The 12,174-nt window shown below is 72.0% G+C and carries 13 protein-coding genes; 9 read left to right on the top strand and 4 right to left on the bottom strand.

The window, feature by feature from the left end:
- The first annotated feature begins 114 nt into the window (after positions 1 to 114).
- Positions 115 to 720, top strand: a complete 606-nt coding sequence (locus tag HCK04_RS25415; protein WP_168066251.1) for an XRE family transcriptional regulator — start codon at positions 115 to 117, stop codon at positions 718 to 720.
- A gap of 120 nt (positions 721 to 840) precedes the next feature.
- Positions 841 to 1,737, top strand: a complete 897-nt coding sequence (locus tag HCK04_RS25410; protein WP_142649915.1) for a class I SAM-dependent methyltransferase — start codon at positions 841 to 843, stop codon at positions 1,735 to 1,737.
- Positions 1,738 to 1,799: 62 nt separating this feature from the next.
- On the opposite strand, the gene HCK04_RS25405 is transcribed toward HCK04_RS25410, so the two are convergent.
- Complete coding sequence (locus HCK04_RS25405) at positions 1,800 to 2,684, bottom strand: LysR family transcriptional regulator (RefSeq protein ID WP_142649914.1); 885 nt, start codon at positions 2,682 to 2,684, stop codon at positions 1,800 to 1,802.
- Positions 2,685 to 2,781: 97 nt separating this feature from the next.
- Between HCK04_RS25405 and HCK04_RS25400 the strand changes: the two genes are divergently transcribed.
- From HCK04_RS25400 to HCK04_RS25380, 5 genes are all read left to right on the top strand, one after another.
- A complete protein-coding gene (locus HCK04_RS25400) occupies positions 2,782 to 3,648 on the top strand; it encodes a 4-hydroxy-tetrahydrodipicolinate synthase (RefSeq protein WP_142649913.1) in 867 nt (288 codons plus the stop codon).
- Positions 3,649 to 3,713: 65 nt separating this feature from the next.
- Entirely contained in the window at positions 3,714 to 4,199 is a 486-nt protein-coding gene (locus tag HCK04_RS25395; protein WP_142649912.1) for a MarR family transcriptional regulator, read from the top strand.
- 76 nt (positions 4,200 to 4,275) lie between these two features.
- Entirely contained in the window at positions 4,276 to 5,706 is a 1,431-nt protein-coding gene (locus tag HCK04_RS25390) for an MFS transporter (protein WP_205830691.1), read from the top strand.
- Between the two features lie 291 nt (positions 5,707 to 5,997).
- The gene (locus HCK04_RS25385; protein WP_142649910.1) at positions 5,998 to 6,282 is read left to right on the top strand and encodes a hypothetical protein; all 285 of its coding nucleotides are present in this window, start codon (positions 5,998 to 6,000) and stop codon (positions 6,280 to 6,282) included.
- Positions 6,283 to 6,395: 113 nt separating this feature from the next.
- A complete protein-coding gene (locus HCK04_RS25380) occupies positions 6,396 to 6,761 on the top strand; it encodes a ClpX C4-type zinc finger protein (protein ID WP_142649909.1) in 366 nt (121 codons plus the stop codon).
- A gap of 327 nt (positions 6,762 to 7,088) precedes the next feature.
- Here the strand turns inward: HCK04_RS25380 and HCK04_RS25375 are convergent, their stop codons facing one another.
- Positions 7,089 to 7,523: a nuclear transport factor 2 family protein gene (locus tag HCK04_RS25375; protein WP_142649908.1), complete on the bottom strand. Its 435-nt coding sequence runs from the start codon at positions 7,521 to 7,523 to the stop codon at positions 7,089 to 7,091.
- A gap of 171 nt (positions 7,524 to 7,694) precedes the next feature.
- On the opposite strand from HCK04_RS25375, the gene HCK04_RS25370 reads away from it, so the two are divergent.
- Positions 7,695 to 8,669 carry a GlxA family transcriptional regulator gene (locus HCK04_RS25370; protein WP_142649907.1) on the top strand — a complete coding sequence of 325 codons (975 nt, stop codon included), beginning with the start codon at positions 7,695 to 7,697 and terminating at the stop codon, positions 8,667 to 8,669.
- Complete coding sequence (locus HCK04_RS25365; protein WP_142649906.1) at positions 8,666 to 9,289, top strand: DJ-1/PfpI family protein; 624 nt, start codon at positions 8,666 to 8,668, stop codon at positions 9,287 to 9,289. The genes HCK04_RS25370 and HCK04_RS25365 overlap by 4 nt, the downstream gene beginning before the upstream one ends.
- A 254-nt stretch (positions 9,290 to 9,543) precedes the next feature.
- Here HCK04_RS25365 and HCK04_RS25360 read toward each other — a convergent pair whose 3' ends face one another.
- Positions 9,544 to 10,950: an NtaA/DmoA family FMN-dependent monooxygenase gene (locus HCK04_RS25360; RefSeq protein ID WP_142649905.1), complete on the bottom strand. Its 1,407-nt coding sequence runs from the start codon at positions 10,948 to 10,950 to the stop codon at positions 9,544 to 9,546.
- A gap of 11 nt (positions 10,951 to 10,961) precedes the next feature.
- Positions 10,962 to 12,059: an LLM class flavin-dependent oxidoreductase gene (locus HCK04_RS25355; protein WP_142649904.1), complete on the bottom strand. Its 1,098-nt coding sequence runs from the start codon at positions 12,057 to 12,059 to the stop codon at positions 10,962 to 10,964.
- Positions 12,060 to 12,174 lie beyond the last annotated feature (115 nt).

Genomic DNA, 12,174 nt, shown 5'->3' with positions numbered 1-12,174 from the left:
TCGCAGCGGGAAGTCTGTCCGGACATGTCGCGCTTTCATCGCACCTGGCCTCGTGCTGGGCCATCTGGATTCGACGTCAAGCGCGAATTGCGGGCGGGGCATACGCTGTTGCATATGACGCAAGAAGACGGAGCGCTGGACAGCCTCGTACGCAAACGGATCCGCGCACTGCGCGTCGCACAGGGCTGGTCGCTGGAAGAACTGGCCACCCGCGCCAACCTCAGCCAGTCCTCGCTGAGCCGGATCGAGAACGGACAACGCCGCCTCGCCCTGGACCAGCTCGTCACCCTCGCCCGCGCCCTGGACACCACACTCGACCAGCTCGTGGAGAACGCCGCCGACGACGTCGTCATCAGCCCGATGATCGACGGCGCCCACGGTCTGATGCGCTGGCCCATAAAGGGCGACCCCGGCATGAGCGTCATGCGTCAGCGCATGACCGAGCCTCCGCCCGGCAATCCCGCCCGCATGCGCGCCCACCCCGGCCGCGAATGGCTCGTCGTGCTTTCCGGCACCGCGATCCTCATGCTCGGCCACCGCCGGTTCCGCATCGAGACCAACCAGGCCGCCGAGTTCCCGACCATGATGCCGCACGCGATCGGAGCCGAGGGCGGCCCGTGCGAGATCATGGGCATCTTCGACCGCGACGCTCGTCGGGGCCACCGGCGCGTCGCGGGCGAGACCGGCGAGTGCGACGGCGCGCAGGGCCCCTGCGAGTAGCACCCTCGCGAGTACGGGTTGCCCCGCCACATTTGCGCGGCGGGCAGCACACCGAGCCACCTTGTTGCGTTTCTCGCAAGGAGTCATGCCGTAGGCGCATGGGCTGCTTACGGTGATGTCATGACCCCAGCGCACGAGCACACCCCGCACCACGGCGGCTCGCACGGCCGCCACCAGGAGCACGACGACAGCGGCCAGGCGGAGATCCTCGACCTCGACGCCGAGGTCCTCGCCGAGCACATCGCATCCATCACCGCCTGGCTGCCGCTGAAGGTCGAGCCGCGCCAGGTCGTGGACCTGGGCTGCGGCACCGGCGCGGGCACCTTCGCGCTCCTCGAAGGCTTCCCAGAGGCGCACGTCACCGCGGTCGACGCCTCCGTCGGTCACCTGCGGCTCCTGCGTGAGAAGGCATGCGCCCGCGGCGTCTCGGACCGGGTGCGCACCGTGCAGGCCGACCTCGACACCAGCCGCTGGCCCGACCTCGGCACACCGGACCTGGTGTGGGCCTCCGCGTCCATGCATCACATGGCCCATCCCGACCGCGCACTGCGGAGCGTCTACGAACTTCTCGCGCCGGGCGGGCTGTTCGCCGTCGTGGAGCTGGACGGCCTCCCCCGCTTCCTGCCCGCCGACGCCCCCGAAGGCCGGCCGGGGCTCGAGGACCGCGTCCACAGAGCGACCGACGGCTTCCACGCTGAACACGTCCCGCACCGCGGCGCCGACTGGGGGCCGATGCTGGCCGCCGCCGGCTTCACCGTCGAGGCCGAGCGCACCATCACCGTCGACATCGAGGGCGACGTCGAGGGCGACGTCGAGGGCGACCGCGGCGAGGCCATCGGCCGCTACGCCCACCGCAGCCTGCAACGCCTCCGCGGCGCCGCCGCGCCCGCACTCGGCCCTGAGGACCTCGCCGCCCTCGACGAACTCCTGGACGCCGACAGCCCGCACAGCATCCTGCGCCGCGACGACCTCGCCGTACGCACCGAGCGCACCGTCTGGGCCGCCCGCCGCACCTGACCCTGGGCTCCCCGGTCGCCTGCCGGGCGGCAAGCGCGCCCAACCTTTCGGAACCACTCGTCCTAGCGGACGGCGGAACGCAGGGCCGCGATCAGCGCGACGGCGGCGGGATGGCCGCCGGCGCCCCGGCGGAAGGCCACGCGGGTGCGGCGGCGCATCGACAGCGCGGTCAGCGTGACGCCGTCGGGCGGGTCGGCGGCGCCCAGCTCCGGCACGAGCGCCACGCCCTGCCCGACGGCGACCATCGCCAGGACCGTGGCGAAGTCGTCGATGTGGTGGCGTACGCGTGGGGAGAAGCCGGCCGCCTGGCAGGCGCGCACGGTCATCGTGTGGCAGAGGGTGCCCGGCGTCGAGACGATCCACGGCGCGTCTCGGCAGGTGAGGAGCGTGGCCGCGTCCCCCTCCCCGCCGGCGGGGCGGACGGTGGCCAGATACATCGGTTCGTCGAGAAGGGGGACGGCGTCCAGGGCGAGATCGGGCTCGGCCGGGACGAAGTCGTACTCATGGACCAGCGCCACGTCGAGCTCGCCGGCGCGCAGGCGCGGCGCGACCTCGGCCGGGTCCACCTCGTCCACCATCGGGTCGAGGCCCGGATGGCTGCGGGCGAGCGCCGCCAGGGCCGAGGGGAGGATGGCGCGGGTCGCAGTGGGAAAGGCGCCGATCCGCACGGTCCCGGATAAGTCCCCCTTGGCCGCGGCGAGCTCCGCCGCCGCCTGCTCCAGCCGTTCGAGCACGGCCTCCGCGTGCCGTACGAGTGTCACCCCGGCGGGGGTGAGCGCGACCCGGCGTCCGGTGCGTTCCAGCAGGGCGACCCCCGCCTCGCGCTCCAGCGCGGCGAGCTGCTGGGAGACGGCCGAGGGAGTGAACGTCAGCGCCTCGGCCACCGCGGCGATCGTGCCCCGGTAGGCGAGCTCGCGGAGCAGGCGCAGCCTGCGGACGTCGAGCATCAGCGCGGGAAGTGGACGTCGAGCATCAGCTCAGCTTAACGGTTTCGACAGAAAGGCGAACTGGACCTACATGCTCTGCCGCCGGAAGGATCGCGGCATGACTCTTTCCGGCATCCATGTCCCGCTGATCACCCCGTTCGCCGAGAACGGCGAGATCGCCTTCGACGCGCTCGAAGACCTGGCCCGCGGCGTGCTCGACGACGGTGCGTCCGGGCTCGTCGCGCTCGGCACCACCGCGGAGGTCGCCACGCTGACCGAGCAGGAGCGGCGCGCGGTCATCGAGCTGTGCGGCCGGGTCTGCCGTGAGCGGGGCGCCACGCTCACCGTCGGCGCTGGCTCGGCCGACACGCGGAGCACGGCCGAGGCGCTGCGCGCGCTCAAGGGGGAGGCCGACGCGGCGCTGGTGACGGTTCCCGCGTTCGTCCGCCCATCCGAGGCCGGTGTGCTCGCCCACTTCGCCGCGCTGGCCGAGCAGACCCCGGTGCCGCTGGTCGTCTACAACATCCCCTATCGCACCGGGCAGACGGTGGGCGCGGCCACGCTGCGGCGGCTGGGCGAGCTGCCCATGGTGGCCGGGGTGAAGCACGCCGTCGGCGGCGTCGACCTCGACACGGTCGCCCTGCTCGCCGACCCGCCGGAGGACTTCGCGGTGCTCGCCGGGGACGACCCGTTCCTGTCCGCGCTGCTCGCCCTGGGCGCCTCCGGTGGCATCCTCGCCTCCGCCCACCTGCGCACCGGTGAGTTCGCCGCGCTCTTCCAGGCGTGGCGGGCCGGGGACGTCGAGCACGCCCGCGCCCTCGGGCACCGGCTGTCGCTCATGTCGGCGGCCATGTTCGCCGAGCCCAACCCCACCGTGCTGAAGGGCGTCCTGCACGCCCAGGGCCGCATTCCCACCGCCGCCGTACGGCTCCCGCTCGTCCCGGCGAGCGCGACGTCCGTCGAGGCGGCCCTACGGACGGTGTGACCCGGTGTGACGTGGTGTGACCTTTGCGGATAATCCGCAAGCGGACGAATTGGTAGCCTGGACGCATGACCGCCATGGCGCCCTCACGTGACGAGCCCGACCTGTCCTTCCTGCTCGACCACACCAGCCACGTGCTGCGAACGCGGATGGCGGCGGCCCTCGCCGAGATCGGCCTGACGGCGCGCATGCACTGTGTGCTCGTCCACGCGCTGCAGGAGGAGCGTACGCAGATCCAGCTCGCCGAGCTGGGCGACATGGACAAGACCACGATGGTGGTCACCCTCGACGCCCTGGAGCAGGCCGGTCTCGCCGAGCGCCGGCCGTCCAGCACCGACCGGCGGGCCCGGATCGTCGCGGTCACGGAGAAGGGGGCGCAGGTGGCCAAGCGGAGCCAGGAGATCGTCGACAGGGTCCACCGGGACGCCCTCGCGTCGCTGCCCGAGGAGGAGGCGGAGGTGCTCGTGCGCGCGCTCAACCGGCTGGTCACGGGGCGCCTGGCGACCGCGGTGGAGGCGCCGCAACCGGTGAGGCGGGCGCGCCAGCGCGGGTGACCGGTCCGTTAGGGATCGTCTACAACAAAACTATCTGCTACGGTTCTTTCTGTTCCTCATGAACAGGAGGCGACCCATGTCGCGGATATCCCGATCCCGTCTGCTCGTGCTGGGCGTGCTGTCCGCCACGATGCTGATGACGGTGCTCGACGGCAGCATCGTTACCGTGGCCATGCCCGCCATCCAGCGGGACCTCGGCTTCGCGCCCGCCGAGCTGAGCTGGACCGTCAACGCCTACCTCATCGCGTTCGGCGGACTGCTCCTGCTGGCCGGTCGGCTGGGCGACCTGATCGGCCGCCGGACCATGTTCCTGGCGGGCAACGCCGTCTTCGCCGCCGCGTCCCTGCTCGCCGGAGCCGCCGGCAGCCCGGGGATGCTGATCGGCGCCCGCTTCCTCCAGGGCGTCGGCAGCGCCATGGCCTCGGCGGTCGTGCTCGGCATCCTGGTGACGACGTTCACGGACGCGGGGGAGCGGGCGAAGGCCATCGGCGTCTTCAGCTTCACCGGCGCCGCCGGGGCGTCGCTGGGCGCGGTGCTCGGCGGAGTCCTCACCGACGCGCTGGGCTGGAACTACATCTTCCTGATCAACGTGCCGATCGGCGTGGTCACGATCGTGCTGGCGCTCCGGGCGCTGCCGGCCGACCGGGGGCTCGGCCTGGCGGCCGGCGCGGACGCCCTGGGCGCCCTGCTGGTCACGGCCGGTCTCATGCTGGGCATCTACGCCGTGGTCCAGATCGAGCGGTATGGCCCGCGCTCCCTGTGGTTCGGTGTGATGGCGCTCGTGCTGCTGGCCGCGTTCCTCGTCCGGCAGGCCACCGCCCGCACCCCGCTCATGCCGCTGCGGATCCTCCGCTCACGCGCCGTCGCCGGGGCCAACCTCGTGCAGGTGCTGACCGTGGGCGCGATGTTCGCCTTCCAGGTCATCGTCGCGCTGTTCCTGCAGCATGTGCTCCGCTATGACGCGTTCGGCACCGGGCTGGCCATGCTTCCGGCGGCGGTGTCCATCGCGGGGGTGTCGCTGTTCGCGTCCCCTCGCCTGAGCACCCGCTTCGGCGCGCGTGCCGTACTGCTGGGCGGCCTGGTGCTGCTGATCGGTGCGATGGCCTGGCTCGCCCGCGTCCCTGTCGACGCGCATTACGTGACCGATCTGCTTCCCGTGATGGTGCTCATCATGGGCGCCGGGCTGGTGCTTCCGGCGCTGACCGCGCTCGGCATGTCCGACGCCCGCCCCGACGACGCGGGCCTGGTCTCGGGGTTCTTCAACACGACCCAGCAGGTCGGCATGGCCGCCGGCGTCGCCCTGCTGTCCACGCTCGCCGCCTCCCGTACGGACGGGCTGCTGGCGGGCGGGGCGAGCGAGGCGGTCGCGCTGACCGGCGGCTACCGGCTGGCCTTCACGGTCTCCCTCGCCCTGCTGGTCGGCGCCTTCGTGGTCGCGTACGTGGTCCTGCGGCGGCCCGGGGCGGACGTGGAGCAGGCGGCGGAGCTCCAGCCCGAGGGAGTCTGAGGACCGCCCCGCCCCCGGGGCGCTGTGGCTCCGACACCGTGGCTCCAACACTGTGTGGTCAGACACTGTGGCTCCAACGCTGTGGCTTTGAAGCTGAGACTCCAAAGTTGTGACTCCAGCCAATGGGCGTCCGGCTGTCACCGGCCGGAGGCGGTGCGGCGTCCTCTCACGTGCGACCAGTGTTCCCGGAGGCAACGATGGGCGTCCCCTCGCAGGCCATGCGCGCGCCCTGGGCGCGGGTGACCACCCGCGCCCGCCTCCGGCACTGGTTCGCCCGGCCGGTGAGTGACGGTGACCGCGCCCCCGTGCGACCGGCTTCCGTACGGCGGCGCCTTCGTCGCCGGTCCGTCCCCCGACCACGGAGCCATGGTGGATTCCCAGACCGTTCTCGTCCTCGCCGGGGCCTTCTTCGGCGTCTGGCTCGTCTTCGATTACATACGCAACTACCTGTCGAAATGCCCCAAGTGCAAGGGAAGCGGCACGCTCAAGGCCACCTGGTGGTCGGGGCGCTACCGGCCCTGCCCGCGCTGCGGCCGTAAGGGAGAGGTCTCGCACGCCTTCGGCCCCAAGAGCTGAGCCGGCGGCGCGGCCGCTTTCCGGGTGATCGGTTGTCAGGCTGATCCTGACGGTGTAGCTTTTGGCCGTGCACGTCAGGAACAACCTGACAGCTCACCCCCCTTGGAGGCGTCGTGCCTGCTCCTTCCCTGGCGGACCAGGACATCCGCTGCTCGTTCTGTTCCAAGCCGAAGACCGCCGTAGCCAAGGTGATCGCCGGTGCCGGCGTCTACATCTGCAACGAGTGCGTCGGGCTCTGCGCCGAGATCCTGGCGGCCCAGTCCATCGAGGCTCCGGAGATCCCGTACACCGAGAGCATGACCGACGAGCAGATCCTGGAGTTCCTTCCGCGGATCGCCGAGGTCGGCGCGCAGGTCGAGGACAACCTGAAGGTCTGGGTCCAGCGGGCGCGCGACCGGGGCGTCACCTGGGCCAGGATCGGGGCCGCGCTCGGCATGACCCGGCAGTCCGCCTGGGGCCGGTTCTCCGGCGAGGAATGACGCTCGCTCGGCCGGATTGTCGGTGCGGCCCGCCACGATGTCCCGCATGACGACGATCGATCCCCTGGCGCCGTTCCAGTGGCTCAACGGGTCTCGGTGCGGAGGCGGCGGACCGCTGGCGAGATTTTCAGCGCGGCCTTCTTTCGCGGGCTCGACCGCGCGGAGGTGGTGCGCCGCTTCAGCCCCGGCCGTGGCTCGGGCAAGGAGACGGTCGTTCGCGGTGAGATCAGCGGCGTGAGTGAGGCGTGAGGTCGTATCCGGGCGCGGTGACCGACTGCGACCGGCCGTCGTGGTCGCTTTCCGGTGCGGCTGTCGTTCCGCCGGGGCTCAGGATTCCGGCGGCGATTCGAGGTCGATGCCGAGCTGGGAGTAGAGCTCCAGCTGGTCGTAGTAATCGCGATCGGTGACGATCTTGCCGTTCTCGACCGCGCAGGCGCAGCTGCCCCGCACCGTTATGCGACGGCCCGTCGCGGCCGCCACCCGGCCGCCCGGCAGCAGGAGCGCGCCCATGTGCGTGCCGGTCATCGTGTACTCGGTGAAGGCGGGGTCATCGCAGGGGGCCTTGTACCAGGCGGTGTAGTAGATGTCGGGGAAGACCTTGCAGAGGTCCTCGTAGGCCCAGGCGATCTGCTCATGGCCCTCCGCGATGCCCGCCGGGCTGATGTACACGGCGTCGGGCGCGTAACAGTCCAGCACGTCATAGAGGTCGTGACTGTTGATCGCGGCGAAGAGCCTGTCTTTGAGTTCTCGAGCGCTCGGCATCGTCCCGGCCACCTCCTCGGCGCCTGCTTCCGACGGCGCCGCAAAGCGTGGTTCAAATCTAACGCCATTGGTATTCAGGTGCCCGACCTGGGATGATGCTTTTGGTTATGGCGTGATGTGCAATGTTCATGTCGTTGACGCCATCAAGTCCTGGTCGCGAGCATTGAGGGCATGCAGCGACGCGTGGTCATCGTGATCTTCGATGGCTTTCAGATGTTCGACCTCGCCGGGCCGGCCGACGTCTTCTCCACGGCGAACCTGATCGTGCCGGAGGCCGGCTATCGGCTTGAGGTGACGGCCGTGCGCGCCGGGGCCATACCGGCTCAGAACGGGATCGCGACCCTCGCGGAGACCCCGCTGGCCGAGGTCGCGGGGCCGATCGACACGCTGCTGGTCGTGGGCGGGCTGTCGATGCCGGAACACCTGCGGGATCGTGAACTGGTCGCGGGCATCACACGGCTGGCGGCCGGGGCCCGGCGCGTCGCCTCCGTCTGCAACGGGAGCTTCCTGCTCGCGGAGGCCGGGCTGCTCGACGGCAGGCGCGCGACCACCCACTGGCTGGTCGCGGGCGAGCTGGCCGACCGCTACCCGGACGTCGAGGTGGACGCCGATCCCATCTACATCCGCGACGGGAACGTCTGGACCTCGGCCGGGGTCAGCTCGGGAGTGGACCTCGCCCTGGCGCTCGTGGTCGACGACCACGGCCACACGATCGCCCGGAACGTCGCCCGCGGACTCGTGGTGTATCTGCACCGGCCGGGCGGGCAGAGCCAGTTCAGCGCCCCGATGCGGGCCGCCGTCCCGCGTGCCGAGCCGCTGCGCGAGATCCAGGCGTTCATCGACGCCAACCCGGCCGAGGACCTGAGCGTGCCCGCGCTCGCCCGGCGGGCCGGGATGAGCGAGCGGCACTTCTCCCGCGTCTTCACCGAGCAGACCGGGGTCTCACCCGGCAGGTACGTCGAACGCAGCAGGGCCGACGCCGCCCGGCGGCTGCTGGAGACCACCGCGCATCCCCTGGACCGGGTGGCCAGGGAGTCGGGGCTCGGCGTCCCCGAGACCCTCTATCGGGTCTTCCGCCGTCATTGGCGCGTCTCACCCGGCGACTACCGCCGCCGGTTCCGGTCGAAGGAAAGCAGCAGATCATGAACATCGCGATTCCGCTCTATCCCCGGTTCACCGCGCTCGACGCCGTCGGGCCGTACACGGTGCTCGCGTTCGCGCCGGGCTGCACGGTCACGTTCGTCGCGGCCGAGCCCGGGCCGGTGCTCGACGACCGGGGCAGCCTGAGCCTCGCGGCCACCGCGTCGTACGGCGACCTGCCCGCGCCGGACGTGGTCGTCGTGCCGGGAGGGCCGGGGACGATCGAGGCGCTGTCCGACACGGAGTTGCTGAGCTGGATCGCACGGGCCCACGAGGGCACCCGGTGGACGACCTCGGTGTGCAGCGGCTCGTTCCTGCTGGGCGCGGCGGGGCTGCTGAAGGGCCGCAGGGCGACGACCCACTGGGGATGGCTCGACCAGCTCGCCGGGTTCGGCGCCGAGCCGGTCGGCGAGCGCGTGGTCATCGACGGCAAGATCGTGACGGCGGCGGGGGTGTCCGCCGGCATCGACATGGCCCTGAGCCTGCTGGCCGCGACGCACGACGAGGAGACGGCGCAGACCGTGCAACTCGCGATCGAGTACGACCCGCGGCCGCCCTACTCGGCAGGCAGCCCGAAGACCGCCCCGGCCGGCCTGAGCGACAAGGCGCTGGCCCTGATCGGCTGAGCCGTTCGTGCCGTCGAGCGTGTCGACCGGCACGGGCCTCGCGCCGCCCCCGCGGCTCCTCCGGGAGATTGTTCCGCATCGACCCCAGGCAACCGGTGAGGCCGCCGGGTGAACGAGGGTGATACCACTGGGCGCCTCTGGGGCGGTCCGGTGCGCGACCCTCAGGAGCGTACCGCTCGGTCATGACCCGCGGGAGCGCCTCGTCGAGACCGCCGCGTGAGGTGGTCGCCCACCTCGCGCGGCAGCCGGCCGCGCTACGTCACAGGGCCCGCCGCGTCCGGCCCTCCGGACACCGCGGGCAGGTCGAGGTGCTCGCGCAACGTCGTCCCGGTGTACTCGGTGCGGTAGGCGCCCCTGTCCTGCAACTCCGGAATCAGCTTGTTCACGATGTCCTCCAGAGAGGAGGGGAGCAGGTGCGGGCTGATGTTGAACCCGTCCACCGCACGCGTACGGACGTATCGCACCCATTCGTCGGCGACTTGCGACGCGGTGCCGACGAAGGCGCGCTCGCGCGGCGTGACCCGGCGGACGAGCTGCAGGATCGACAGGTTCTCCGCCGCGGCCTGCTCCCGCCACCGGGCGATGGTGGCGAGCTTGCCGGTGCGCCGCTCGATGGGGAGCGTGCCGCGAGAGGGGTCCAGCTCGGCCGCGCTCGGCTCGATGTCGGGCAGCGGGCCGTGCGGATCGTAGGCCGACAGGTCGGTGTTCCAGTACTGCTCCAGGAACGCGATCGCCCGGGGTGGCGAGACCTGCTCCGCGAACACCCACTCGGCGCGCTCTCTCGCCTCTTCCGGAGTGTCGCCGATGATCACCGAGGCGCCGGGCAGGATGCGCAGCGAGTCCGGCGAGCGGCCGTGACGGGCCAGCCGGGCCCGCAGATCGGCGGCGTAGGCGACGGCCTTGTCATAGTCGGTGTTGGCCGAGAACACCACGTCGGCATGACGGGCCGCCAGCTCGCGGCCGCCGTCGGAGTCGCCCGCCTGGAACAGCACCGGCCGTCCCTGGGGGCTGGCCGGAACGGTGGCGCGGGCGCGCAGCCGTACCAGGTCGGTGTCGCGTCCGACCTCGCGGATCGCGCCGGGCCGTGCCCAGGACGCCTCCTCTCCTGACTCGGCGATCGCGTCCGGCGCCCAGGACGCCCACAGCTCCTTGGCCGCCTCCACGAACTGCGTGGCCCGCTCGTAACGCCGCTCATGGGCAAGCCAGCCGCCGTGGCGGAAGTTCGCGCCCGTCCAGGCGTTGTCGGTGGTGACGATGTTCCAGCCGGCCCGTCCGCCGGACAGGAAGTCCAGGCTCGCCAGGCGGCGGGCCAGGTCGGCGGGGAAGTTGTAGGTCGTGTTCTGCGTGGCGACCAGGCCGATCCGCTCGGTCACCGCGGCGAGGGCGGAGAGCTGGGTGATCGCGTCGGGGCGGCCGGCCACGTCCAGGTCGTGCACACGTCCGCGGTTCTCCCGTACGCGGAGCCCCTCGCCGAGGAAGAACGCGTCGAACAGCCCGCGCTCCAGGAGCTGCGCGACGTGGACGAAGGTCTCGATCGCGGTGTGGGATGCGGCGTGCGGATCCGTCCAGATGAGCTGGGGGCCGACCCCGGGATAGAACACGCCGAGGTGCACCTGGGCGTGCGGGTCGTAGGGGGCGCCGGTCGGGCTGGGGGAGGTCATGGGGCGTCCCTTCAGACGGTCGCGCTCGCGACGGCGGCGAAGCGGTTGGCGGGATGGGGCAGGCCCAGCGTCGTACGGAGCGTGGCCCCGGGCACGGGCGGTGCGTGCAGGCCCGCCGCGGCGAGCGCGGGCAGCACGTCCGCGGCGAGCACCGGCAGGTCGGCGGCGAGGACGGCGGGGTGCAGGCGAACCCCGTCGACGGCCGGGGGGAGCGAACGCAGCAGTGCCACGAGCCCGCCGGCCGGTCCGGTGTAACGCAGGCGTCCCGAGTCCGGCCACGGCGTCGCCGCGTCCAGGACGGCGAGCCTCCGCGCCGCCGGTTCGGCGGCGTCGAGCACGACCTCGATCTCGGCGAACGCGAGCGCCGCGCCCGCGTCCTTGGCCTGCCGTGCCCGGCGGGCGAGCGCGTCGGGATCGGTCTCGCTCACGAGCACCACGTCGGCCAGGGCGTCGAGTTCCAGGGCGGCCGGGGCGAGCACGACGACCTGGCCCTGCGGCGGGCGCGGTGTGATGAGAGGTCCCGAGATGGTGAAGTTCGTCCCGATGTAGTTGACGTGATGGACGCGGCCGGAGTCGAGGTAGCGGCCGGTGGCCACGTCCTTGATCACCGCGTCGTCCTCCCAGGAGTCCCACAGCAGGCGGGCCACCTCGATGACGTCGGCCGCCTCACGCCGCGCGTCCTCGCCGGTGAGCGCCCGCGCCCCGATGGTGGCGAAGGCGTCGTCGCCGTCGGCCGCGCCGACCACCCAGGCCGCCCGGCCCCGGCTGGCGTGGTCCAGGCTCGCCAGCTGCGTGGCCAGGTGGAACGGCTCCGTCGTGGTCGTGTGCAGCGTGGGGGCGAGCCCGATGCCGCTGGTCAGAAGGGCGGCGAACGCGGCCCGGGTGCCCGCCTCCAGCCGCCCGGCGTCGTCCGGCGCGGGGCCGGCCAGGAGCGGGGAGTCGGCGAAGGTGGCGAGCGTGAAGCCGGCCGCCTCCGCCTCGGTGACGACCCGCCGCAGCGCCGCGGCCGTCAGCGTGTGCGCGGGTGGGCGGCCACTGTGGCGCCAGGAGGCCGGATGGGCGCCGTCTCCGTCCAGATCGACGGCGAGCGACAGGCGACGATCGGTCATGGTGGGCTCGTCCTCTTCTCTCCGTGCGGGTGTTCCTCCGCGGCGTTGCCGTCCAGCAATTAGCTGGTTATTTGGTAGGAATAGTCTGGAAGACGGATATGTTCCCGCACAAGGC

This window comes from Microbispora sp. CL1-1 (genome assembly GCF_012034195.1).
Lineage (GTDB): Bacteria > Actinomycetota > Actinomycetes > Streptosporangiales > Streptosporangiaceae > Microbispora.
The sequence above is the reverse complement of the archived record's forward strand: the minus strand, read 5'-3'. Positions and strand labels throughout refer to the sequence as shown.